Annotated in this window: 14 protein-coding genes; 5 read left to right on the top strand and 9 right to left on the bottom strand. The window is 70.7% G+C overall.

Annotation, left to right across the window (positions count from 1 at the left end):
* Window positions 1–153: 153 nt before the first annotated feature.
* Window positions 154–588: a GtrA family protein gene (locus V5F75_RS09260; protein WP_394038023.1), complete on the top strand. Its 435-nt coding sequence runs from the start codon at window positions 154–156 to the stop codon at window positions 586–588.
* A 19-nt stretch (window positions 589–607) separates the two neighbouring features.
* On the opposite strand, the gene V5F75_RS09255 is transcribed toward V5F75_RS09260, so the two are convergent.
* On the bottom strand, window positions 608–964 hold the full coding sequence (locus tag V5F75_RS09255; protein WP_394038021.1) for a c-type cytochrome: 357 nt from the start codon (window positions 962–964) through the stop codon (window positions 608–610).
* A 218-nt stretch (window positions 965–1,182) separates the two neighbouring features.
* Window positions 1,183–1,920: a hypothetical protein gene (locus V5F75_RS09250; RefSeq protein ID WP_394038019.1), complete on the bottom strand. Its 738-nt coding sequence runs from the start codon at window positions 1,918–1,920 to the stop codon at window positions 1,183–1,185.
* A 231-nt stretch (window positions 1,921–2,151) separates the two neighbouring features.
* Between V5F75_RS09250 and V5F75_RS09245 the strand changes: the two genes are divergently transcribed.
* Window positions 2,152–3,621, top strand: a complete 1,470-nt coding sequence (locus tag V5F75_RS09245) for an MFS transporter (RefSeq protein ID WP_394038017.1) — start codon at window positions 2,152–2,154, stop codon at window positions 3,619–3,621.
* Between the two features lie 15 nt (window positions 3,622–3,636).
* Here V5F75_RS09245 and V5F75_RS09240 read toward each other — a convergent pair whose 3' ends face one another.
* Entirely contained in the window at window positions 3,637–4,200 is a 564-nt protein-coding gene (locus V5F75_RS09240) for a DUF2478 domain-containing protein (RefSeq protein ID WP_394038015.1), read from the bottom strand.
* Window positions 4,201–4,428: 228 nt separating this feature from the next.
* On the opposite strand from V5F75_RS09240, the gene V5F75_RS09235 reads away from it, so the two are divergent.
* Window positions 4,429–4,827 (top strand): DUF930 domain-containing protein, encoded by a 399-nt coding sequence (locus V5F75_RS09235; protein ID WP_394038013.1) that lies wholly within the window; start codon window positions 4,429–4,431, stop codon window positions 4,825–4,827.
* 116 nt (window positions 4,828–4,943) lie between these two features.
* Here the strand turns inward: V5F75_RS09235 and V5F75_RS09230 are convergent, their stop codons facing one another.
* The 5 genes from V5F75_RS09230 to uvrB all read right to left on the bottom strand — a co-directional run bounded on the left by V5F75_RS09230 (window position 4,944) and on the right by uvrB (window position 22,649).
* A complete protein-coding gene (locus V5F75_RS09230; protein ID WP_394038011.1) occupies window positions 4,944–5,573 on the bottom strand; it encodes a trimeric intracellular cation channel family protein in 630 nt (209 codons plus the stop codon).
* Window positions 5,574–5,751: 178 nt separating this feature from the next.
* Window positions 5,752–6,519, bottom strand: coding sequence for a SapC family protein (locus V5F75_RS09225; RefSeq protein WP_394038009.1), 768 nt, complete (start codon window positions 6,517–6,519; stop codon window positions 5,752–5,754).
* Between the two features lie 41 nt (window positions 6,520–6,560).
* Window positions 6,561–7,115: an invasion associated locus B family protein gene (locus V5F75_RS09220; protein WP_394038007.1), complete on the bottom strand. Its 555-nt coding sequence runs from the start codon at window positions 7,113–7,115 to the stop codon at window positions 6,561–6,563.
* 79 nt (window positions 7,116–7,194) lie between these two features.
* Window positions 7,195–19,362 (bottom strand): autotransporter-associated beta strand repeat-containing protein, encoded by a 12,168-nt coding sequence (locus V5F75_RS09215; protein WP_509212165.1) that lies wholly within the window; start codon window positions 19,360–19,362, stop codon window positions 7,195–7,197.
* A 581-nt stretch (window positions 19,363–19,943) separates the two neighbouring features.
* Window positions 19,944–22,649: an excinuclease ABC subunit UvrB gene (gene uvrB / locus V5F75_RS09210; protein WP_394036839.1), complete on the bottom strand. Its 2,706-nt coding sequence runs from the start codon at window positions 22,647–22,649 to the stop codon at window positions 19,944–19,946.
* A 135-nt stretch (window positions 22,650–22,784) separates the two neighbouring features.
* Here uvrB and V5F75_RS09205 point away from each other — a divergent pair, with 135 nt between their 5' ends.
* On the top strand, window positions 22,785–23,147 hold the full coding sequence (locus tag V5F75_RS09205) for a DMT family protein (protein ID WP_394036841.1): 363 nt from the start codon (window positions 22,785–22,787) through the stop codon (window positions 23,145–23,147).
* On the opposite strand, the gene V5F75_RS09200 is transcribed toward V5F75_RS09205, so the two are convergent.
* Entirely contained in the window at window positions 23,123–24,262 is a 1,140-nt protein-coding gene (locus V5F75_RS09200) for a PQQ-dependent sugar dehydrogenase (protein WP_394036922.1), read from the bottom strand. The genes V5F75_RS09205 and V5F75_RS09200 overlap by 25 nt on opposite strands.
* 194 nt (window positions 24,263–24,456) lie before the next feature.
* Between V5F75_RS09200 and V5F75_RS09195 the strand changes: the two genes are divergently transcribed.
* The gene (locus V5F75_RS09195; RefSeq protein ID WP_394036842.1) at window positions 24,457–25,578 is read left to right on the top strand and encodes a baeRF11 domain-containing protein; all 1,122 of its coding nucleotides are present in this window, start codon (window positions 24,457–24,459) and stop codon (window positions 25,576–25,578) included.
* Window positions 25,579–25,657: the final 79 nt, after the last annotated feature.

Raw genomic sequence — 25,657 nt, 5'->3', positions numbered from 1 at the left:
GCGAGCACGAGGCGCACGGCGGCGATGGATGCGGTTCTAGCCGGCGTGACGCGCGAAAAATCGTGCGTGCCGGCTCCATGGGGCTTCCTTAGACCATAATTTCGGGCGACGGAAGACGCCTTTCCCATTCCTGCCCTGCGGGAGCATCACGCCTTGCACGCAAATCTCGCGGCCCTGCTGCGGCGCTACCGGCCGCTGCTCGCGCAGATCGCTTCCTTCGCCTGGGTCGGCATCCTCGCCACGGGCGCGCATTTCGCCACCCTGGCCCTCGTCGTGGAGCGGGGCATCGCCGGGCCGGTGGTGGCCTCCACCCTCGGCGCCGTGGTGGGAGCGGTGGTGTCCTACGTGCTCAACCGCGCCTTCACGTTCGAATCGACCCGCAGCCATGCCGGCGCGGTGCCGCGCTTCATGGTGGTGGCGCTCGTCTCCTTCATCCTCAACGGCGCGCTGATGGACCTGCTGGTGCACCGGCTCGGGGTCTTCTATCTCCTCGCCCAGGTCATCACCACGGCCGTCACCATGCTGTGGACGTTTTCGGGGTACCGTGTGTGGGCCTTCGCCCACCGGGCGGGCGCCCGGCGCACCTGATGCCCGCCCGGCGCGACTGTCACTTCAGCGTCGCGAGATAATCCACCACCGCCTTCACGTCCTCGGGCTTCTTCAGGCCCATGAACGCCATCTTGTTGCCCGGAACGGCCTCCTTGGGATTGGAGAGGTACTTCGTGAGCGAGGCCTCATCCCACGTGAGGTTGGCGTTCTTCATGGCCGGGCTGTAATTGAAGCCTTCGACAGTGCCCGACTGACGGCCATAGACGCCGAACAGGCTCGGCCCGACGAGATTCTTGCCGGCCTCGACCCGGTGGCAGGCCTTGCACTGGTTGAAGGCGGGCGGCGCATCCGCCGCCTGGGCGGCGCTCGCGAGCAGAAGCGCCGCGGCAGCGGCGCCCATCAATATCCTGGACATTCGGCTCTCCAATGGCGAGGACCGCGCGGCGCCCTTCAGCCTGGGCGCATGCGGTCCGGGTCATGTTCTGCGGCCCGAACGCCCAACAGTCCCCCCATCGACCGCCCAGCCCGGCCGGACGCTAGCCACGAGGCTGGAACGTGTCCAGACAGGCGGACGCAGCGGAGGTCTCCGCCGCCCGCGCATCTTGACGCTGCCCCAGGGTCAGGCGGGCCGCCTCAGCGATAGTTGATCCAGAACACGCCCACCGTTGGGTTGGCCGCCCGCACGCCGGCGTCCGTGGAGGACAGCCGGCGCGGACCGGAGATCCGGCCCTGGGCCGCGGTGCTCACCGTGGCCGGAAGCGCGAGCTGCACGCCCAGCCGGCAGCCGGCGCCGAGATTGGCGAGCTTCCCGCCCTGCCAGTCGGCCACCACCCCGCCGGCCTGGCCGCCGAAGCCCTGGATGCGGAACGGGCCGCCGTTCGCCTTCTCGAGATCGGCGACGGAGGCGCCGATGCCGATGCCGTTCACGGTCCAGGCGCTCTCCTCGGTGAAGGAGATCCGGCGCGGCGCGGCCAGCGCGCCGGGGTCCTTGAAGGAGATCTCCATGGCGAGGGCGGGATCGTTGGGCAGCACCACCACGCCGGAGGAGGTGCTGCCGTCCGGCGAGGTGACGGTGCCGGTGATCACGTTGGCCTGGCCGAAATCGGCCGCGAGGTTGATGGCGGTGCTGTTGGGCGCGAACGGCCCCGCGCACTGGAACTGGCGCGGGCCGGCGGTGGGCTTGGGAATGGCCACCACCGTCTCGGAATAGTCGCCGAAGCCGTCGGTCTGCTTGACGACGCCGGTGCCCCAATTGTCCGGCGAGCCCTGGCAGGCGGAAAGGAACGCGGCCAGCGCGAGGGGCGCGGCGGCGGGCGCCCATGCGGGCAGGCGCGGGAAGAAGCGCTGGAGGGTGTGGCGACGCAGGAACATGGCGGCCTCTCGCATACCGGATGTCGCGGGCGGCGCAGCACGGCCCCGGCACGCGCCGGTCCCGTCCTGCGGGCTTGGGTCGCGGCGCCCGGCGGGGCCCGGCCCGCGCGCATATGCGCCTGCGTCTTTTATCCATAGCCCGGCACGGGCATGGCCGCCAGGGGCCGCTGCCGTCACAACGGTTTCACGGTAAAGAGGTTTCCCTCGGCATCGCAGATTGGGGGCGACACCATGAACGAGATGCGCGCGGACGCGACCGCCACGGCGGGGAAATCGGTCCAGGACTATATCGACGAAGCCCCCCTGTGGCCCGATGGCACGCCAGTGGGCGCCGCCCCCATGACCAGCATGCAGTGGCGCATCTGGTGGCTCGCGGCGGCCGGCAAGTTCTTCGAGGGCCTCGTGGTGTTCATGACCGGCGTGGCCATGCCGCTGATGTCGCGGGAGTTCGGCATGAACGCCTTCGAGCACGGCCTGGTGGGCGCGGCGAGCCTCGCCGGTATCCTCGTCGGCGCGCTGTTCCTGGGCGGGCTCGCCGACCAGTTCGGCCGCAAGATGATGTTCATCGTGGAGATGGTGCTGTTCATCATCTTCCTGGCCCTGCTCTCGGCCAGCCCCAGCTTCTACTGGACGGTGGCGTTCCTGTTCGGCATGGGCGTGGCCCTCGGCTGCGACTACCCCACCGCCCACATGGTGATCTCGGAGAGCATCCCCACCCGCGCGCGGGGGCGGCTGGTGCTCGGCGCCTTCGGCTTCCAGGCGGTGGGCGCGCTCACCGGCACGCTGGTGGGCTATCTCGTGCTCTCCAACCTCTCGAACGTGACCGGCTGGCGCCTCATGTACGCGGTCGCCATCCTGCCCGCGCTGGCGGTGGTGGTCGGCCGCTTCTTCGTCACCGAGAGCCCCTCCTGGCTGATGGTGCACGGCCGCCACGCCGATGCCGAGCGCGAGGCCCACAAGCTGCTCCGGCGCAAGCCGCAATATCCCAAGCACATCAAGCTCACCGCCCGGCACAAGCCCCACGCCAAGGAGGAGCGCCACCCCACGGCGCTGTTCAGCGCGCGCAACCGCCGCGCCACCATCCTCGCCTCCGTGCCCTGGTTCCTTCAGGATCTCGGCACCTACGGCATCGGCATCTTCACGCCCACCATCCTGGCCGCGGCCCTGGGCGTCGCCGCCACCCATGCCCAGGACCTCACCGACATCATCGCCAGCGACGAGCTGGCGGCGGAGGGCGCGGCCGCCATCGACCTGCTGCTCATCGTCGGCATCGGCGCCGCCGTGCTGCTGGCTGATCGGGTGGGGCGCATTCCGCTGCAGATCATCGGCTTCGTCGGCTGCGCGGCGGGGCTGCTCATCGCCGCCTTCTCCACTTACTATACCGACGGGCCGCGGCTTCTTCTCGTCTTCGGCGGCTTCATGCTGTTCAACTTCATGACCAATCTCGGCCCCAACGCGCAGACCTACCTGCTGGCGGGCGAGGTGTTCCCCACCCACATCCGCGGCATGGGGGCGGGCTTCGCGGCGGCATTCGCGAAGCTCGGAGCGGTCATGACCGCCTTCCTGTTCCCCATCCTGCTGGCGGAGATCGGCACCGCGACGCTGCTCTACATCCTGGCCGGCACGTCGGTGCTGGGCGCGGTGCTCACCTACGCCTTCCGTATCGAGACCGCCGGCCGCAGCCTCGACGACATCGGTTAGGACCGGAAGGCCCTGTCAGGACGTGAGGGCTGGCACGCCGCGCCACCAGGCCTCCACCTCCGCGAGCTCGGCTGGCGCGAGGCGCGCCATGTCGCCGGAGAAGCCGCCCCACTCCTCCGCCACGGTGGGGGAGACGGAGGTGAGGATGAAGAACTCGGCCGCCACCGCGGCATGGAAAGCGGCGGTGAGGCCCCGCCCCTCCGCTTCCTGGCGGCCGAACTTGGACAGGACGACCACCGTGCCGGCGCCGTCTTCCCCCTCCGCGCCCGCCTGGGCGAGCCGCGCGGCGATGGCGCTCTCCACCCCCGCGCAGGCGGCGGCAAGTCCCTCCGGGTCCAGGCTGCAGCCGCTGGAGCCGGGGCCGAGATCCTGGTGCAGGCGGTTGGTGGCGCCGGTCACGAGGTCGAGCAGCATCACGTCCTGGTGGGCGATGCCGGGCACCATGTCCTCCACCACGCCGATCACGTGGGCGCCCTGCGCCTTCAGCCGGCGCGCCGCCTCCACCAGCAGCGCCTGGATCACCTCGCGGTCGGCGCCCTGCACGGCGAGGATCATGGGTCGGTTCGGTGCGTCCGGCATGGCGAGCTTCCGAGCGGGCGGCGGGGCCGCCCGTCACGCTGTGTAGTCGGGATACATATCGCACGATCGCCGGCCGGGGCCAATCTGCGCCGGGGCCGCGGCGCGTCGGCTCCTCATCCTCGCCACAGATTCGACTTAAGTCGACCGCGAATGGCCCGTGCGACGCGCGGGCGAGGCACACCGGGGTGGAGCGGGACCGCTCGCGCCCCTTCGAGCGAAAGGCATCCCTTGGCACCCCGTCATCGCCCTGCCGCCGCCGCGGCCGCCCTCCTGCTGTGCGCCGGCGCCGCCCAGGCCTCCCCGCCGAAGCGCGACGAGATGATCCGCCACCTGGACCCCGCCGCCCGCGTGGAGCAGCGCTGCAACGCGCGGGCCATGGGCGTGATCAGCCGCGAGCACCACGACATGCGGCCGGACGAGCTGGTGGCCTATGCCTTCGCCGATACGAAGGTGGGGAGCGATTCCATCGCCGCGCCCGGCGCGGCGGTGCGCAGCGCCGGGCGCTGGTATCACCTCTCCTACCGCTGCCACACCACGGCCGACGGCCTGGACATCAAAGACTTCAGCTACGCCCTCGGCTCCGAGGTGCCGAGGGCCGACTGGACCGCCCACTATCTGGTGCCCTGAGGCCGCGCCCCCGCATGCCGAAGCCCACGCGCTCGGCTCCTGAGCCGTCCGCGCGGACCTTTGGCCAAGCCCACGCGGCTTTTGGGCGGACCCGGTCGAAGACCAGGCCGAGGGTATCAGTGCAGGGTCTCGGTGTAGGCGAACTTCGGCATGCGCCAGCCGAAGCGCAGCGCCAGCAGCCGCAGGCCGAGGCCCAGCAGCATCACCCCGATCATCAGCGGATCGTGCGACACCCCGAGCCGGGCGCCGGCCACGTAGAGTCCGCCGGTGACGATGGAGACGGTGCCGTAGAGCTCGGCGCGGAACAGCAGCGGGACGTCCGCGCACAGGACATCCCGCAGCACGCCGCCGACGCAGCCCGTGATCATGCCGGAGGCGATGACGATCACCACCGGCATGCCGAGGCCCATGGCGATGTTGCAGCCGATGATGGTGAACACCACGAGGCCGACCGCGTCCAGGAACAGGAACAGGTGCCGCAGGTGGTGCATGTAGCGCGCGACCACGATGGTGCCGAGCGCAGCGCCGCAGGTGATGAGCAGGTAGGAGGGGTGCTCGATCCAGGTGAGCGGATGGCGCCCCAGCAGCACGTCGCGCACCGATCCGCCGCCGAGCGCGGTCACCGAGCCCAGCAGGCACACGCCCACCCAGTCCATCTCCCGCCGCCCCGCCGCCAGCGCCGCCGTCATCGCCTCCGCGACGATGGCGATGATGTAGAGCACCTTGAAGACCAGCGCCGTTTCCATCCCCAGCCCCTCCCCTGGCCGCGTCCCCCGCCGCCCCCGCCCGGAACCGCAGAGACGACGCCCCCCGTGCCATCGGGGGCGCGAGGCGCGTGTCCACGGTCCTGGGACGTACGGGAAGCGGGGGTACCACATCGCCAGGGGAGCGACGAGGGTGGGCCTCCGGGTGTGAGGGGCTAACTCAGTTGAGGGGCGTCGCGTGCGGCTCCGGCGCGGCGCGCTGGAGCAGGAAGAGCCAGTTGGCCTGCGACGCAAGGTGGAGGACGATGAGGTCCAGCCACGCATTGGCGTGGAATTCCGCCACCACCTCGGCCGGCAGGGCGCGGAAAGCCGCCTCGTCGATGAGGCGGAAGCCCTGCACCACGTGCTCCGCGCCGTCGGGGCTGTTGATGCGGACGGAGCGATCGGCCAGCAGGGCGTGCGCCATCAGCGCGTCGGCGAAGCGGCGGGTGCGCTCGTGCTCGACGGCGTATGCGTCGCAGAAGGCCATGGCGGCGCTGCCGGCGGGAGTGGCGGTGCCATCGGGGGCGAACAGACGCTCGGCGCCGTCGCGGGCGGCATCGTCGCTCACGCGGGAGCTGGCCGTGTCGAGGCCGAGCATGGTGGTGCCGCCATTCTCCGGGGCCATGCCGATGAAGGGATAGCGACGCACGTAGCCGGGCACGTAGCAGCCGGCGGTCCAGGCGCCCTCGGCATCCACGAACAGGTTACGCTCGGCGGTGAGGCCGGTGACGGCGAGCGGCATGGCGGCGTCGTTGGAGGAGAAGACGATGGGATAATGCCGCTGGGCCTGGGCGAACTCGGTGGCCACCAGCGGAATGGCCGCGGCCGTGGCCGCGAAGCGGTAGTCCACCTCGGGCCGCAGGCCGAGCTGCCCGTGCTCGTTGAAGCGCAGAAGCGTGGGCTTGTGGTAGAAAAGCGGGTTCTGGGCGGCGGAGGTCTCGGCCATGGAAATGCCCTTGCTGCTGCGGGGGTCCGGAAGTGGGGATCTCAGGACTTCACGCCCGCGTCAAGCGCAGGGGCGAAGCCCTTGAAGGAGACCGGCAGCGTGGTGGCGCGCCGGGCTCCGTTCTCGAACGTGAAGCTGCCGGGCCCGCCGGCGGCGCGCATCTGCTGGAGGGTGGCGGCGTCGAGGGTGGCTTCCGCGAAGCAGCTCTGCAGGCAGCGCTTGAATTCGAGGGCGATGGGCTTGGCCTTCTCGTCCACCTGCAGCTTGACGCCGGCCGGCAGCCACACCCCCGGCGGCAGCTGCACCACGACGCTGACGGGCGCCTTGGGATCGGCCCGGCCCACGGCGATGCTCGCAACCACCCCCTGGCCCTGGACCTGGAGGTTCTGGACGATCTCGCAGGTGCGCGCGCTCTCGTCCTGGGCCACGCAGCGCAGCATCCAGTCCTGGTAGGTGGCGGTGGTGGCCGCGGGCTGCGAGGGCGCCGGCGCGGTGCCGGCGGCGGGCGCCGCCGCCGGCTTCTGCTGTGCCGACACCGGCGCCGCGGCGAGCAGGGCGAGGCCGGCGGCGGCCAGCGCGAGAACGGAACGCTTCATCTTTCACATATCCCCTGGGCGAGGCCCTACTGCGTCATTGGAGCCCCCCGGCGGGGTTGAGCGGCCGGGGGGCTTGAGTTCAGAACTTGAGTGAGAACTGGGCTGAGAAGGCGTTCTGGGTGGCGGAGGTCGCGAACTGGCCGGAGTAGGTGACGGCGAGGGTCGCAGCGTCCGTCAGGCCGTAGGCGAGGCCGGCGTTGACCAGCAGCGTGTCCGCGGCGATCGGCACGCCGGAGACCGCGAACGGCGTGGCCCCGCCCAGGAACCGCATGGCGGCCGAGGGCGCGGTGTCGCCGAAGGCGTGCTGCCAGCCCAGCGTCACGCTCGGGGTCAGGGCCCGGCCGAACAGCTGCACCGAGGTCGCCGCCCGCACGCCCAGCGTGCTGTAGAGCGTGTCCATGGCGGCGGTGTCCACCGCCAAAGCGGCGCTGGAGAGCCCCTCCGAGAAGGACGCCCCGGCCACGTTCACATAGGCGAGGCCCGCGAACGGCTCGAAGGCGTAGCCGCCGAGCGCGACGTCGTAGCCCACCTCGCCGAAGACCTGCGTGGTGCCGGTGGAATAGCCCGCGCTGGCGTTCTGGCTGAAGCCGGGGAAGGAGACCATCCGGCTGGTCGAGATGTCGTGCCAGCCGTAGGCGAAGCCGCCCCGCAGCGCCCACGCCCCGAACTGCCCGCCGGCGTAGAAGCCGACATCGTAATTGTCGCTGTTGCCGCTGGAGGCGCGGGCATCCACGTCGAAGCTCGAGCGGCTGTAGCCGCCGAACACGCCGGCCCACGCATTGGGCGCGACCGCCACGTCCGCGCCGATGAGGAAGCCGCCGAGGCTGCTCGACACCGAGGCCGCGTTGCCGTTGCCGAAGCCGTTGCCCCAGCCGCCGTAGCCGTGCGCCCACAGGGTCACGTCGAGATCCTTGCTCAGCCGCGCCGTGGCCGGGCCCGCCCCCTGCGCCGCGCGGCCGAGGGCGTCGGGGCCCTCCGCCGCCTGCCGCAGGCGCGTGCCCACCGCCTCGCGCACATAGATGGACTGCTGCTGCAGCACCCCGTCCACCGAGGCGTAGACCTCGCCCGTGAGCGCGTTGAAGGCCGGCGCCACCGCCCCCTCCGGCAGGGAGAGGATGGCGTCGTAGATGGCGTTGCCCGCCCCCAGCGCCTGCGCCGCCACCGCCACCCCGGCCTCGTTCATGGTCCGCGCGTAGGAGATGAAGTCGATGCCGGTGTAGCCGAGCGTCAGGTAGACGTTCTGCGCGTCGTAGCTGAGCGTCGGGTCCAGGAAGGCGTAGTCCGAGGTCACCCCGCCGAAGGTGCCGCTCACGGTCCCGGAGGTGGTGAGGATGGCGACGGTGCTGGACGCGGGATACCGGCCCTTCTCGGCCAGGACCTCGACCGTGGCGCCATTGGAGAGGGTGACGGCGCCGGAGGCGATGATGAGGTCGTGGGCGCCGGCCGGCGTCACGTCCACCCGGTAGACCGCGCCCGCGTTGAAGGCGACCGCGCCGTTCACCGTCAGCATTCCCGGCGAGTAGCCGGGCGCCGCGATGCCGCCCGCGTTCACCGTCAGCCCGCCGATGGTCGCGGTGCCGCCGAGGGTGCCGCCCGCGTTCACCGTGAACGGCGAGGCCGTCACCGTGCCGCGTTCCAGCACCACCGCGCTGTTGTCCACCGCCACCGGGCCCTGGTAGGGCGCGGAGAAGACCACGTTGCCGCCGCCGGTGAAGGTCACCTGCCCGGTGCCGGAGATGGAGCCGGTGAAGGCGTAGCTGTCCGAGCGGTTGAACACCAGGCTGGCGTTGTTCACCACGTCGCCCAGGATCGAGCCGGTGGTGCCGCCGTTGCCCAGCTGCAGCGTGCCCCCCGAGATGGTGGTGCCGCCGGCATAGGTGTTGGTCCCGGTCAGGATCAGCGTGCCGCCGCCGGACTTGGTGAGCGCGCCATTGCCCGAGACCACGCCCGAGAGGGTGAGGGCCTGGGCCGTGTCCACCGCGAAGGTGCCGCCGCCGCTGCCGTTCGCCGCCGCCAGCGTCACCCCGCCGCCATAGGCGAAGGTGGCGGCGGCGCTGAGCGTGCCCGCCCCGCTGAGCCCCAGCGCCCCGCTGCCGAGCGCGCCCGCCGACGCCGCCCGCACCGTGCCGGAAGCGATGGAGAGCCCGCCCGAGAAGCTGTTCGCTCCGCTCAGCGTCACCGTGCCGGGGCCCTGCTGCACCACCCGGCCGGTGCCGGAGATGGCGCCGGAGAAGGTGCTCTCGCCCGAGAGGTCGAACGCCAGCGTGGCGTTGTTCACCACGTCGCCCAGGATCGAGCCGGTGGCGCCGCCGTTGCCCAGCTGCAGCGTGCCCCCCGAGATGGTGGTGCCGCCGGTGTAGGTGTTGGCGCCGGTGAGAATGAGCGTGCCGAAATCGCTCTTCTCGACGCCGCTCGCGCCCTTCAGCACGCTGGCGATGGTGGCGCGCGTGCCCGCCCCCGCCTGGGTGCCGTCACCCACGCGGATGGGCGCCGGCGCGGCGCCGGAGAGCAGGATGTCGCCGCCGCTCACCACATAGCCCGTGTCCACGAACTGCATGCCGAGGGCCGTGACCTGGCCTTGCCCATTGTCCACGTTCACCGTGCCGGGGCCGGCCTGGAACACCGCGAAGCCGCTGTTCCACGCCTTGGAGAGGGTGCCGCTGGCATTGGTCCAGTTGGTCTGCGGGCCCGCCGTCCAGGTGCCGGTGCCGCCCTCGACCGCCTGGGTCGGGCTGGTGTGCGGGCCGTTCCAGAACAGGATCGGGCTGTTGGGATCCTCCACCACCAGGTTCACCTGCCCGGCGAGCGCGGTCTGCATGCTGCCGGCATAGCCGAGCGGCATGGTCCCCACCTCGAGGCCGTTGTCGGTGAGGGCGCCGGTGTAGCGGATCACCCGGTAGATGCCGAGGCCGAAGCCGGTGCTGGCGCTCACGTCCAGCGTGCCGTCCAGCGTCACGTTGCCGTTCACGTTGAACACCGCGCTCTGGCTCACCGCGCCGAGGCCGACCGCCAGCGTCGCGCCGGACGACAGGTCGAGCCCGCCCATGGTCAGCCCGCTCGCCTGGGTGCCGGCCAGGGTGCCGCCGTTGAGCACGTGCACCGTCTGCGCGATGGTGCCGCCGCCGGAGAGCGTCGCCTGGTCGTGGACATAGACGTCGCCGGCAAGGCTGCCGTCCACCGCGAGGGTGCCGGCGTTCACCGCGGTCGGGCCGCTGTAGGTGCTGGCACCCGAGAGCGTCAGGGTGCCGGAGCCGGTCTTGGCGAGGCCGCCGGTGCCCGTGATGGCCCCCGCGAAGGTGGTGCTGGCATTGTTGCCGCCGATGGTGAGGCTGGCGCCGAGCTCGATCCCGCCCGCCCCGGCGATGGAGCCCACCGTCTCCGCCGCCTGCAGCACGAAGCGTGCCCCCGCGGCCACGCTCACCGCGCTGGCATCGCCGATGGCCGACCCGCCGGTGGCCACCAGCGTGCCCGCCGTCACGTCGGTGGCGCCGCCATAGCTGTTGGCGCCGCCCAGCACCAGGGTGCCGGTGCCGGTCTTGGCCAGGCTGCCGAGCCCGGCGATGGCCCCGCTCAGGGTCAGCGTCTCGGCCTCGTCCACCTCGAACGTGCCCCCGCCGACCCCGCCCACCGGCGTCAGCGAGATCGCCTGCCCATAGCCGAAGCTCCCGCTCGCCCGAAGCGTCCCACCCCCCGAAAGCGAAAGCGGACCACCCCCCAACGCACCCCCGTCATAAACCTGGACCGTGCCAGCCGAAACCGAAGTGCCGCCAGCGTAAGTGTTTACACCCGTCAGCGTCTGCGTGCCGTCCCCGGTCTTGGCGAGGCAGCCCGAGCCGCCGATGGTGCCGGAGAAGGTGGAGCTGGTGCCGTCGCCGCCGGTCGTCAGGCAGTAGCCGTTCAGCGCGATGGCGCCGCCGCCAGCCAGCGAGCCGACCGTCTCGTCGGCATCGGTGAGGGCAAGGCCCGCGCCCGCCGCCACCGTCAGCCGCGCGCCGTCGGCGAGGGAGGCGCCGCCGCTGAGGAACATGCGCCCCGCCGCCACCGTGGTGGCCCCGGTGAAGGTGTTGGCGCCGGCGAGGGTCACGTCTCCCGCCCCGCTCTTGGTGAGCGCGCCGGTGCCGGAGACGACGCCGGAGACGGTGAGCATCTGCCCGTCGTCCACCGCCAGCGTGCCGCCGCCGGTTCCGGCCACCGGCGTCAGCGAGACGCCGGTCGCATAGGTGAAGGTGCCGCTCGCCCGCAGCGCGCCGCCGCCCTCAAGCGCGAGGCTGCCGGTGCCCAGCGCGCCGGCGCTCGTCACCTGCACCGCCCCCTCGGTGATGATGGTGCCGCCCGCATAGGTATTAGCGCCGGTGAGCGCGAGCGTGCCCGCGCCCTTCTTCACCACCGCGCCGGTGCCGGAGATGATCTCGGCGAAGGTCACGTCGTCGGCGCGATTGAACGCAAGCCGGGCATTGTTGACCACATCGCCGGAGATGGCCCCGGAGGTGCCGCCATCGCCGATCTGCAGCGTGCCCTGGGTGACGGTCGTTCCACCCGTATAGGTGTTCTCTCCGGTCAGGATCAGCGTGCCGAGGTCGGTCTTCTCAAGTCCGGTCGTGCCCCGCAGCACGGAGCCGATGGTGGCCACGATGCTCGCGCCGGACGGCGTGCCGTCGCCCACGCGGATCTGCGTCTGGCCCGACGGCGCGTCCAGCAGGATGCGCCCGCCGACGACCTGATAGCCATCCACCATGAACTGCATGCCGGTGACCGCGGGCGTGCTGTCCGAGGCATTCACCGTCACCGTCCCCGGCGCTCCCGCGAACACCGCGAAGCTGCTGCTCCACGCCCGCGACTGGTTGAGCGGCGCCGTCAGCCAGTTGGTCACGCCCGTGCTCGCGTTCCAGGTGCCGCTGCCGCCATGCACCGTGCCGTCCGGCGTGGTCGTCGTGCCGTTCCAGTACAGCATGTCGCCGTTCAGCACCGCCAGGTTCACCTGCCCCGGCGCCTGTTGGATCTCGTAGGCATACTGGGTCGGGGTCGTCCCGAGCGCCAGCCCGTTGTCGGCCGCCAGCGTGCCGTAGCTGAGGATGCGGTAGACGCCGAGCGCCATGCCGCCCGCATCGGTGACGTTGAGCACGCCGTCCAGCGTCAGCGTCCCTGCCGAGAACACCGCATTGCCGGTGTTGGAGCCCAGCGTCACGTCCAGGATCGAGCCGCTCGAAAGGGTGAGGCCGGTCATGGCGAGGCCGTGGACGCCGGCGCTGGCGGTCGGCGCCGCCTTCAGCGTGCCGCCGTCGCGCACCGTGACCACGCCGGCCACCGCCGCCCCGGCGGTGCCGCTGGTCTCGCCCTTCAGCGTGGCCCCGGCGTCCACCACGATGTCGCTGGCGAGGCTCACCCCGCTCAGGATCTCCAGGGTGCCGGCCGCGACCGTGGTGCCCGCCGCCGCGCTGTTCGCACCCACCAGCGTCAGCGTGCCCGAACCCGCCTGGACCAGCGCGCCGGTGCCGGTGATGGCGCCCGGCGCCGTCACCGCGTCGGAGCGGTTGAACTCCACTATCCCGCTGTTGGCGATGGCGCCCAGGATCGAGCCCGAAGTCCCCCCGTCGCCAATCCGAAGCGTGCCCGCCGAAACGATGGTGCCGCCGGTGTAGACGCTGTCGCCCGTCAGCGTCAGCGTGCCGGCGCCGGTCTTCGTCAGCGCGCCGATGCCGGACAGCACGCTGGAGGTGCCCACATCGAAGCCGTTCGAATCGATGGTGCCGCCGCCGGCCGCGAGGTTGAGCTCGCCGGAAGCGAAGCCGTAGATGAAGTCGGATTCGTCGGCTGACGCTTTCAGCACGCCGCCGTTGAATGTCACGCTCGCGCTGGCGGCGTCCCAGCCCTTCGCCACCACCCAGGCAGTCACCGTGCCGCCATCGGCGATGGTGAGCGCGCCGGTGCTGCCGCCGTAGCCGACGAAGAGCGTCGAGTTTCCGAGGTTCCAGCTCGATCCCGCGCCCGTCACCGTCGCCGTGCCGGACGAGCCGACCTGCGAGCCGACATAGCCCACGCCGCTCGTCACAGCGCCGCCGGCCTCCACCAGGAGCGTGCCGTCGCCGGCGCTGCCGACATAGAGGATGCCTTCGCTCCCCAGGTTCAGGCTCGACCCCACGCCAGTCACCGTCGCCGTGCCGGAGACGCCGGCGTCGACGCCGAGGTGGACGTTGCCGGTGTTCTGCACGGTGCCGCCATCCGCCACGAGCAGCGTTCCGGTGGCGCCGCTGCCGACATACAGCGCGCCGGTGCCGAGGTTCCAGGTCGAGCCCGTCCCCGTGACCGTCGCGGCGCCCGATGCTCCCCCGTATTCGCCGATATAGGACTCTCCGCTCAACACCGTGCCGCCGTTCGAGACGGTCAGCACGCCGGTGCCGGAAGCGCCCACGCTCAGCGAGCCAATGCCGAGGTTCCAGGTGGAGCCGGCCCCGGTCACGTTGGCCGTGCCCGGCGAGCTGCTGGTCTCGGCGAGGATGGCGGCGCCGCTCGTCACCGTGCCGCCGTTCTCGATGTTCAGGGTGCCCGTGCCGCCGTCATAGCCGATGTAGAGGGTGGAGGTCCCCAGGTTCCAGGAGGAACCCGCCCCGGTCACGGTCGCGATGCCGATGGCGTTTGAATACACGCCGAGATATCCGGAACCGCTGGTCACCGTGCCGCCATCGGCGACGGTGAGGCTGCTGACGGTGCCCGCGCCGGAATAGCCGATGGAGACGTCGTGGCTGCCGAGGTCCCAGGTGGAGCCGGTGCCCGTCACCAGCACCGTGCCGGGCGCATCGGCGTCGCTGCCCACGTAGCTGGAGGCGCTCAGCACCTTGCCGCCCGCCGAAATGGTGAGGCTGCCGGTGCCCTCATAGCCGACGTAGGCGCCGTCGGAGCCCATATCCCAGGTGGAGCCGATGCCGGTCACCGTCGCCGTGCCCACAGAGCCGCCGTAATAGCCGAGCGTGCCATAGCCGCTCGTCACCGTGGCGCCGTCGGACACCACAAGCGCGCCGTGGCCGTAATAGCCCACGGTAATCTCGGACGTCCCGACGTCCCAGGTAGAGCCCGCCCCGGTCACGGTGATGGTGCCGGTCACCGCGGAGTCATACCCGAGGTAGCTATCGCGGTGGCCGACGACCGAACCGCCATCGGAAATGGTCAGGCTGCCGGAGCCGTAGTAGCCGGCATAGATCCCATAGCCGCTGGCGAGCTGCCAGGACGAGCCGGCGCCGGTCACCGTGGCGGTGCCGGAGGAGCCGGCGAGATAGCCGAGCGTGCCGTAGGCGCTGTTCACCGTGCCGCCGGCCGAGACGACGAGGGTGCCGGCGCCGCCGTAGCCCAGGTTCAGGTCGTTGTTGCCTAGGTTCCACTGCGAGCCGCTTCCCGTCACCGTCACGGCGGCGGCGGAGCCGGCGGCGGACGCGATGGTGCCGGCGCCGCTCGTGAGCTGGCCTCCGGATGAGACGACCAGGCTGCCGGCCAGGACCTCCAGCTCGCCGCTGAAGCTGTCGGTGCCGGTGAGGACCAGAGTGCCGCGGCCCGCCTTCTGCAGGCCCGCCGTGCCGGTGAGCGCGGAGGCGATGGTGGCGGTGATCCCACCGGAAGCCGGCGTGTCGTCGCCCACGGTGATGCGCGGGCGGGCCCCGGCCGAGAACGGCTGAACGGCGATGCCGCCGCCTTGGATCTCATAGCCGTCCACCAGGAATTCCATGCCCGCCACCTGCGGCGCGGTCGCCCCGCTCACGGTCACGGCGCCGCCGGTGCCGGCGAAGATGGCAAGGCCGTTCTGACCCCAGGCGGAAGAGACGCTGCCCGCAGCGTCGGTCCAGTTGGTGGTGCCGGCGGCCACATCCCACGTGCCGGCGCCGCCCGTCACGGCCCCCTCGGCGCTTGTGACCGTGCCGTTCCACCACTGCCCCGCCGAAACCGTCAACAGCAGCGTGGTATTGACTTCGCCAACGCTGGTCGACAGCGCGAAGAGAGAATGGGCGGGAGTGGCGCCGATCTCCAGGCCGCTGTCGTTGAGCGTGCCGGAATAGCTGATCAGGCCGTAGGTTCCAGAGGCAAAGCCTGCCCCCGCCGTGAGGTTCAGCGTGCCATCAAGGACCAGGTTGTCGGTGGCAGCGACGGCGATCGCGGTGGGGGCCTGCAGCGTCACGGCCAGGATGGAGGTGGGGCTGAACGACAGAGTGCCGAAGTTGGTGAGGGTGGAACCGGAGGTTCCGGCGAGGGTCGCCCCGCCCTTGAGCGCGATGTTGCCCTCCACCGTGCCGGTGCCGGTGAGCCGCGCCCCGTCCTTCACCTCGACACTGCCGCCGAGTGCGCCGGTCAGGGCGAGCGTGCCGGCGGAGACCTTGGCGAAGCCGGTGAAAGCGGCGCCCGCGCCGCTCAGGGTGAGGGTGCCGGTGCCGGCCTGCTCGACCGTCCCGTAGCCCTGGAGCGCCCCCCCATAAGTGACGTCATCGGAGCGCTTGAAGGCCAGCACGCCCCCGGAACTCCCGGTATTGACGCTCGACGACGCGATGGCGCCCGCCGTTCCCCCGTCGCCGATCTGCAGCGTGCCGCCGGAGATGGTGGTGACGCCCACATAGGTGTTGCTACCGGTCAAGGTCAGCGTGCCGGAACCCGCCTTCGTCAGGCCGAGGGTGCCCATTATTGGGTTCTGTTGAAGCGTGCCGGAGAAGGTGGTGCTGGCGTTGCTGCCTCCAGCCGTCAACACGGCCCCGGGCGCGGCCCCGACAACCGCGCCAGCACCGGCCAGCGAGCCGATGGTCTCCGAGGCACGCAGTTCGAGGGTGCCCGACGCACCGACAGTCACCGCCACGCCGTCGGCCACCGCCGCGCCGCCGGACAGGCGGATCGAGCCCCCCTCCACCTGCAGCGGCCCGGTGAAGGTGTTGGCGCCGGACAGATCAAGAGTCTGCACGCCGACCTTGGTCAGGCCGCCGGTGCCCGCGATCTTTCCAGAATAGGAGCCCGCTCCAAGGGTGAGGGTGTTGCCGTTGAGCTTCACCGTGGCCGAGCCCGATCCGCCGGAGCCGTCACTCAGGCTCTGGAGCTTTTGCCCGCCGCTCACCAGCTCCAGCGTCGCGCCCGGCGAAAGAGTGAGACTCGCCGTTTCAGGCAGAGCCACCCCGCCGGACAGCACGAGCCCGCCAGCCCGCACCTGAACGACACCACCCAGCGTGTTGGCGCCGCTCAGCGTCAGCGTGCCGGTGCCCACCTTCTCCAGGGCGCCGTCACCCGAGATCACGCCGGAGAATGTCGTGGACGTATTGTCGCCACCCAGGTTGAGCGCGGCGGGACTCGTCAGCGACACGGCCCCCGCGCCCGCCAGCGATCCGATCATCTCAAAGGCGTCGACCGTGAGACCCGCGCCACTCGCCACCGTGACGGCGCTGGAATCGCCGATGGCCGAGCCGCCGGACGCAATGAGTGTCCCCGCACCGATCGTGGTCGGCCCCGAATAGGTGTTGGCACCGCTCAGCGTCAGCGTCCCGGTGCCGGACTTCGTCAGGGCGCCGGAACCGGAAGTGACGCCGGACAGGGTCTGCGCCGCCGAGGAGGCATAATCGAGCGTCGTGCCCGCCCCGAGCACGATGGCGTCCGCATAGGTGCCCGCCCCCAGGCGGCCCGCGCCGGCAACCTGGAGCGTGCCCGCCGAAATCGTCGTGCCGCCCGTATAGGTGTTGACCCCGCTCAGCACCAGCGTGCCCGCGCCGCTCTTCTCCAGGCCGTCCGTGCCGATGACACCGGCCGAGATGGTGGCGACGGTGGCCGCGCCCACCACGTCCACTTTGGGCTGCGCCGAGGCATTCGCAAGCGTGAGCTGGTAGCCGGTGGAATCGGCGGCGAGCTCATAGCCGGAGGTGATGAACTTCAGGCCCTTGGCGACGACGGGACCCGAGCTGGTGTCCACCCAGACGGTGCCGGCCGTGCCGGCGAACACCGCGTTCTTGCCGTCGCTCCACGCCACATGGCTGGTGCCGCCGGAATTGGTCCAGTTGGTGGAGCCGTTCGCGCTCCACGTGCCGGTGCCGCCGACCACCGAGGAGGTGCTGCCCCCCGTCGTGGTCCCGTTCCAGTAGAGGCCGCCCTCGGCCACCAGAAGGATCACCTGACCAGCGGTCGTCGAGGTATCGATCGTGTATTCGTAGTCACCGGGTGCGGTACCGACCGTCAGGCCGGAGCCGCTCATGGAGCCGGTATACTGGATCAGAAGGTAGCTGCCGGCAGCCATCGCGCCATTGTCGGTGATGTTCAGCGCACCGTTCAGCGTCACGCTGTTACCGACGAAAATAATGCCCGTGCTCGTCGGCGCGCCCAGCTTCACGTCCAGGTTCGCGCCAGAATTCACAACGAGCGAGCCCGAACCGAGCATGAATGCCGAAGCGGGCGCCGAGAGCTGCGTGACGGAAAGGTGGCCTCCGCTCTCCACCGTGACTCCACCATGCACGGCACCCATCTGGGTACCGGTCGGATCGTTCGAGAGCCTGGCGCCGCTCAGAACGGTGGCGGCTACCACGAGCCCGCCGGCATCGTTCGCATCGCCGAGCTGCAGGGTGCCCGCCGTCACCGTCAGAGGCACGATCGTCGCCGGCGTACCCGGTTGCGTGGAGCCCGTGATGATCCAAGTGCCGGTCGTGTCGATATCGAAAGCGGTGAAGTTCTTGAACTGTCCGCCGGAGCCGTTGTCGATCAGCGTGGCATTGAACGCACCGCCGGCACCGCCGAATCGCAGCGTGTTGGACACGCCGGCATTCGTCGTGCCGACCACATCACCGGTGATGGCGGCATAGGTCTGGCCCGAGATGCCCCCGTTGCCCCGGAGCTCCAGGACGTTCGTGCCGCCGGTGAATTCGATGGCGTTGGCGAACTCGCTCATGCCCGAAAGGCCGGCGATGATGACTGCATTGGCCCCGAGGACGACATTGCTGCCGAGCGTTCCCCCGGAAATGGCGACGCCGCCGGCACCTGTCCCGGCGAAGGATGTCGCGCCACCTGCATTTCCGCCGGAAATAGTGCCGCTGTTGACGGTCAGGTCCAGGGTTCCGGTGGCGGAAATCGCCCGGCCGCCATTCGACGCCGCAAGGCCGCTGCCGAGTTGGGAGCCGAAGGCACCGCCACCGCCAGAGATATTCGCATTCACAACGGCCACGACATTGGTTCCGGAAATGCCGTCGCCGCCGGAACCACCGCCGTGGCTCGTGTCATATCCGCCAGAACCGCCGGCCACCGTGGCGTTGACGATCAGATCGACGCTGCCCCCGGCGATGCCGGCGCCGCCTTGGCCGCCGGCGCCACCGTCGTTGGACGCGCCGCCATTGCCACCCTTCACCGCGGCATTGATCGTCGCATCCAGGCTGCTGGACACCGTGACACCAGCGCCGCCGAAGCCGGCAGCGCCATAATACGACGTGTCGCCACCATTTCCGCCCGTTGCCGCGCCATCGAGCGTCAGAAACAGAATTCCACCGCTGATCGCATCACCGCCGCGCCCGCCGGCGCCGTCCCGCCCGGCACCGCCGACGCCGCCCTGAACGGAACCGCCGATGGTCGCGATGCTCGTGCCCGCCGGAGCAAAGACAAGTCCGGCTCCGCCGGCGCCGCCCACGTCGCCATTGCCGCCGGCACCGGCGGTGATGGCGACGCCCGAGCCCGTGGTCAGCGTGACGTCGCTGGTGAAATAGAGGCCATGACCGCCGCTGCCGCCATCACCGGTGCTCGAGCTGTCATCACCGGGACCGCCATGACCGCCGGCGCCGCCCCCGATCAGCACCGCGATGGACGACCAGTCCAGAACACCCGTTCCGGTAATGACCGCGCCCCAGCCGCCGGCGCCACCACCGCCGCCGATATAAGGGCCTGCGCCGTTGCCGCCCTTGCCACCGGAAATGGTCGAACCGCCGATGGGCAATGTCACCCCGACATAGCCATGGGCACCGCCGCCGCCGCCTGTGCCGATGACGCCGTCGGTCGAGACGCCATTGCCGCCATCTCCACCACCGGCGATGCCGCCCGCGCCGCCGGGAGTGACCGTGACACCGGAAGTGACGGTGCCGCCGGCGCCGCCGGTCACACCCGCGCCGCCACCGCCGCTGGGTTCACCACCGGCCCCTCCGCCACCGGCACCACCGGCACCACCGGCAGACGTTGCCGAATTGGTGCCGCCGGAAGCGCCATAGGCGCTGGCGCCGCCATCGGCATGAACCGGCGTCGCCACCGCCAGCGAAAGCGCCAGCACGGGTACCAGGGCCGAGGTGAGAAGCAGGGCCTGGCGAATCGTTCGCGCCCCACGACCGCGCGCAAGGAAGCCCGCGCCACCATTCGCCTCGTGGCGACCCACAATCCGCGCGCGCTCCATGCCAGTTCCCCCAGATATCGCCCGATGGCCCGGCGCTCCGCGGATTCGGTCGCGGAGGGCGGGTACTCCCGTGGGTTTTCCCTGAGAAGGCTGGTGAGCTGCTACCAAGATCGCGCAACGGAACATCCAGATTGCGCAGCGGCGCGAAATAAATTCCGTGGGTGCATCTGCGCCACAGTCGCGGGCGCGCGGACGCAATCACTTCGCCGAACGGGCCGGATCGGGCCGCGGGCCCCTGAGAAGGCGGAAGCATCAGCCAAGGCCGGCGCGGTGTCAGCCTTTCCCGCGCCCATCCCTTCGCGCCATTCCCGCCCGGATCGAGCCCCGGGCCCGGCCGGAGCCCCGCTACGGCGGCGATGAGGCACCAGCCCGTGCGGCGCTGGCCCCCGGTGGCAGGCATGCGCACGCAAACGGCCCCTCCCCCGATGGGGCCGAAGCGTCAGTCGAGGGGCGGGGCGGCGTCAGCCCTTGCGACGTCCGCCCTTGCGGTAGCCCTTCGTGCCCGGATCGGGCCTCGGGCCGGGGCGGAAGGCGTCCTCGGAGAGGGGCACGGCGCGGTCGGTGCCGGGGCCCATGTCGTCGAGGGAGGGCTTGTGGGCGCGCGCGGCACGCGGCGCCGCATAAGGCGCCTGCTTCTCAGCCCAGCCTTCCAGCGCGGCTTCGAGATCGGTCTTCGCCTTGGATGCGCGGGCCGGCGCCTTGGCGGGCGCCGCATCCTCCGCGGGCAAAGGCGCCTCAGGTGCCGCCGGCCTGGATGCCCGCCCCCTCACCGCCCCCTTGGGAGAGGCCCCGGAAGCCCGTTTGGCAGGGCCGTCCGCGGGCGCCTCGGGCGGCAGGTTGGCGGCGCGGCCGTACTTGCGCGGGCCCCTGAAGCCGCCGGACTTGTCCTCCACCGCCTCCTGCCGCGCCATGGGATCATCCGCCACGGCCAGCTCGGTGGCCTCCAGGCGGCGAATCTCGTCGCGCAGGCGGGCGGCGGTCTCGAAATCGAGGTCCGCGGCGGCGGCGCGCATCTTCTTCTCGAGGTCGGCGATGACGGCCTTGAGATTGTGGCCGAAGGCCGCCCCCTCCTCCATCAGCCCCGTGTCCACCTGCACGTGGTCGCGCTCGTAGACGGAATTGAGGATGTCGCCGATGGCCTTCTTCACGCTCTCGGGCGTGATGCCGTGCTCCACATTGTAGGCGACCTGCTTCTCGCGGCGGCGGGTGGTCTCGGCCATGGCGCGGCTCATGGAGCCGGTGATGTTGTCCGCATAGAGAATGACCCGCCCGTCCACGTTGCGGGCGGCGCGGCCGATGGTCTGCACCAGGGAGGTCTCCGAACGCAGGAAGCCCTCCTTGTCCGCGTCCAGGATGGCCACCAGCCCGCACTCGGGAATGTCGAGGCCCTCGCGCAGCAGGTTGATGCCGATCAGGGCATCGAACGCGCCCAGGCGCAGGTCGCGGATGATCTCGATGCGCTCGATGGTATCGATGTCCGAGTGCATGTAGCGCACGCGGATGCCGTTCTCGTGCAGGTATTCGGTGAGATCCTCGGCCATGCGCTTGGTGAGCACGGTGACGAGGGTGCGATAGCCCTTGGCGCTGGCGGCGCGGATCTCGCCCAGCAGGTCGTCCACCTGGGTGCGGGCCGGGCGCACCTCCACCGGCGGGTCCACGAGGCCGGTGGGGCGGATGACCTGCTCCACGAACACGCCGCCGGTCTTGTCCATCTCCCAGGGGCCGGGGGTGGCGGAGACATGCACCGTCTGCGGCCGCATGGCCTCCCATTCCTCGAACCGCAGCGGGCGGTTGTCCATGCAGCTCGGCAGGCGGAAGCCGTATTCGGCCAGCGTCGCCTTGCGGCGGAAGTCGCCGCGATACATGGCGCCGATCTGCGGCACCGTCACATGGCTCTCGTCGATGAACACGAGGGCGTTGTCGGGCACGTATTCGAACAGGGTGGGCGGCGGCTCGCCGGGCTTGCGGCCGGTGAGCCAGCGCGAATAGTTCTCGATGCCGGCGCAGGAGCCGGTGGCCTCCATCATCTCCAGGTCGTAGCGGGTGCGCTGCTCCAGGCGCTGGGCCTCCAGCAGGCGGCCCATCTTGTAGAGCTCCTCCAGCCGCATCTTCAGCTCGGCCTTGATGCCGGTGATGGCCTGGATGAGGGTCGGGCGCGGCGTCACATAGTGGGAGGCGGCGTAGACGCGCACGCTCTTCATGTCGCCGCTCTTGGTGCCGGTGAGCGGGTCGAACTCCTGGATGCTCTCGATCTCGTCCCCGAACAGGGAGACGCGCCACGCCCTGTCCTCGTAGTGGGCCGGAAATATTTCCACCACGTCGCCGCGCACGCGGAAGGTGCCGCGGGCGAAATCGGCCTGGATGCGCTTGTATTGCAGGGCCACCAGATCCGCCAGAAGCGCGCGCTGGTCGATGCGCTCGCCCACCTTCAGGTCGAAGGTCATGGCCGAATAGGTTTCCACCGAGCCGATACCGTAGATGCACGACACGGAGGCGACGATGATGACATCGTCACGCTCCAGCAGCGCGCGGGTGGCCGCGTGGCGCATGCGGTCGATCTGCTCGTTGATGGAGGATTCCTTCTCGATATACGTATCGGTCCGGGGCACATAGGCTTCCGGCTGGTAGTAATCGTAGTAGGAAACGAAATACTCCACCGCATTGTCGGGGAAGAAGCTCTTGAACTCGCCATAGAGCTGGGCCGCCAGCGTCTTGTTGGGGGCGAGGATGATGGCCGGGCGCTGGAGCGTCTCGATCACCTTGGCCATGGTGAAGGTCTTGCCGGATCCGGTGACGCCCAAAAGCACCTGGTCGCGCTCGCCCTCCCGCGCCTGGGCGCACAGTTCGGCGATGGCCTGGGGCTGGTCGCCGGAAGGCTTGAACTCGCTCTGCATGTCGAAGGAAACGCCGCCCTCGGACTTCTCCGGCCGCGGCGGGCGGTGGGGCACCCAGGTCTGGCCGTTGATCTCCGGGCGGCCGTTCTCGATGAGGCTGCTGAGCGCCTGCACCGTGGCGGAGGCGCCGGAGGCTTCGAAATCGAGCGCGATGTCCCCCGGCTCCAGCCCGAGGGACTTGGCGAGGGCGGGGTCGAGCGCCTGCTGGGGCGCCGGCTCGAAGGCGCGCTGGGAGCGCTCGCCGAGCTTTCCGGGGCGGGATGCTTTGGCCATGGCGTCAATATGGGCGCCGAGGTGCCGCCGGAAAAGCCCCCTCTCATGGAGCGCGCGGAGGAACCGCCTTGCGGCCGCCCCGGCGGGGGCCTAGGCAGTCGGGCCAAACCCGCCTCACATTCCTACCGGCCGCCCATGCCCGCCCTGTCCTCCCTGCTGCCGCCGCAGATCGCGCCCCTGGTGCTGCTCCTCGCCTCGAACGTGTTCATGACGTTCGCGTGGTACGGGCACCTGAAGTACAAGGGGTCGCCCCTCGTGCTCGCCATCGTCGCGAGCTGGGGCATCGCCTTCTTCGAATATTGCCTGGCGGTGCCAGCCAACCGGCTGGGCTCCCAGGTCTATTCCACCGCCCAGCTCAAGACCATGCAGGAGGTCATCACCCTCCTGGTGTTCGCCGCCTTCTCGGTGCTCTACCTGAAGGAGCCGCTGGGCTGGAACCACCTCGTCGGCTTCGCCTTCATCGCCGCCGGCGCCTACTTTATCTTCCACGAATTCTGATCGTCCGGCGTGGCCGGGCGCGGGGCGGAGGCGGGCACCACCCGCAGGATCTGGCCCTCGTCCGAATCGGTGGCGAGCCAGAGCGCGCCGTCAGGCCCCATCCGCACGTCGCGGATGCGCTCGCCCATGGGCAGCCGCTCCTCGCCCATCACCACGCCGTCGCGCACCTTGACCTCCACCAGCGCCTCGCCGGCCAGGGCACCCACGAAGAGATGGCCCTTGAAGGCGGGCAGCAGCTCACCGTCATAGAAGGCGGCGCCGGAGGGGGCGATGGAGGGGTCCCAGTAGAACAGCGGCTGCTCCATGCCGATCTTGGCCGTGCCCTCGCCGATCTTCGCGCCGGAATAGTCGCGCCCGTAGGTGATGACCGGCCAGCCGTAGTTGAGGCCCGGCATGGGGCGGTTCACCTCGTCGCCGCCGCGCGCGCCGTGCTCCACGGTCCACAGGCGCCCCGTCGCCGGCTCGATGGCGGCGCCCTGCACGTTGCGGTGGCCGTAGGAATAGATTTCCGGCCGGGCGCCGGTGGTGCGGGCGAAGGGATTGTCCTTGGGGATCGAGCCGTCCGGATTGATGCGGACGATCTTGCCGAGGGTGGTGGAAAGGTCCTGTGCCCGCTCCTTCAGGTCATAGCGCTCGCCCAGGGTGACGAACAGGGTGCCGTCCGGCGCGAACGCCAGCCGCGAGCCGAAATGGTTGGGGCCCGACCACGCCGGCTGCTGGCGGAAGATGACGGCGACGTCGGTGAGCGCGTCCGCTTCGGGGCTGAGCTTCCCCCGCGCGACGGCGGTGGCGAGGCCGTCCGGCCGCCGCTCGGCGAAGCTCAGGTAGACCAGCCGGTTGTCGAAGAAGGCGGGATCGAGGGCGACATCCAGCAGGCCGCCCTGCCCCACCGCCGCCACCGCCGGCACGCCCTTGAGCGGCGGCCCCACCCGGCCGTTGCGCTCCACCATCCGCAGCCGCCCCGGCCGCTCGGTGACGAGCAGCCGCCCGTCCGGCAGGAAGGCCATGCCCCAGGGGTGCTCCAGCCCGGAGGCGAAGGGATCCACCCGCACCGTCTCACCGCCGAAGCGCACGGGCCGCTCAGGCAGCGCCCGCGCCGGGCCCGCGGCCAGCATGGCGGCCGCGAGGCCCGCCACCGCAAGCCGGCGTGCCCGGCATCGGAAAAGCGTGGTCGTGAGATAATGAAGCACGTTTCCCTCCCTGCGTCGGGCTCGTTTTCCGGAGCGGCCTGATAAATAGACTTTGTTTCACATCAAGGTTCAGATTCGATTCTGAGCTAGCGTGAGGCGCATCACAAGGGAGTTTTTTCGTGCTTCATATCGACCTTCCGAGCCGTGCGCAGATCGAAAAGCTTGCGGCTTATCGCGGTGCGCCGGCCGTTTCCATTTACCTGCGGACCACGCCCAACACGCAGGAGACGAAGGCCGACCGCATCGAGCTCAAGAACCTGCTGAAGACCGCGCTGGGCGAGCTCGAGGCCGTGGACACCGCCAAGCGCACCCTCTGGCCGATCCAGGAGGGCATCGAGGCGCTGGTGGAGGACGATGAGTTCTGGGTCACCCAGGCCAACAGCCTCGCCATCTTCGCCACCCCCGACCGCGTGCGCACCTTCCGCCTGCCCAACAAGCTCGCGAATGCGGTGGAGGTGTCGGACCGCTTCCACATCGCCCCGCTCATCCGCTCGGTGACCTTCGCCCACGAGGCCTACGTGCTCGCCATCGGCGTCGGCCGCGCCCGCCTCATCGAGGTGTCGGCGGACCTGCCGCCCCATCATGTGCCCGTGCACGGCATGCCCCACAACTTCAGCGACGCCCTGGGCCGGCGCAGCCACCTGGAGCGAGACAGCGGCATGCGCAGCGGCGAGGGCACCAGCGAAAGCGCCCTGCTCACCCGCTATGCCCGCATCGTGGACCAGTCCCTGCGCGCGGTGCTCACCGGCGACGAGCGCCCGCTCGTCATCGCCGCGGCCGAGCCCATGGCCTCGGTCTACAAGTCGGTGTCGAGCTATCCCCACGTGGCCGAGGGCGTGATCTCCGGCAGCGCCGACGACACCCCGGACCACGTGCTCGCCGAGGCCGCCCGCAAGGTGCTGGACGAGGTCTACGCCGGGCAGATCCGCGACTTCGGCGCCCTTTATGCCGCGCGCGAAGTGCAGGGCCGCGCCACCGCCGACGTGGCCCAGGCGGCCCGCGCCGCCACCTTCGGCGCCGTGGACACGCTGATGGTGGACATGGACTCCGCCCTCACCGGCCTCGTGGGCGAGGAAGACGGCGCCGTGACCTTCGACTCCCAGCCCGACGCCGTGAACTACGGCATCGCCGACGAGATCGTCCGCCGCACCCTGCAGGCCGGCGGTCGCGTGCTTTCGGTGCGCCGGGCCGACCTGCCCGGCAACGGCGATCTCGCCGCCATCCTGCGCTACGCCATCTGAGGGCGGCGGAGCCCCGGCCGGCGGCCGGGGCTCCGGCCACCAGAGGGGCACGCAGCTCCCGCATCACGTGAAAAAAGGC

The sequence above is a fragment of the Xanthobacter albus genome (assembly GCF_043194895.2).
GTDB lineage: Bacteria > Pseudomonadota > Alphaproteobacteria > Rhizobiales > Xanthobacteraceae > Xanthobacter.
Note: the sequence above shows the minus strand (reverse complement) of the source record. Positions and strands in the feature narration are given on the sequence as shown.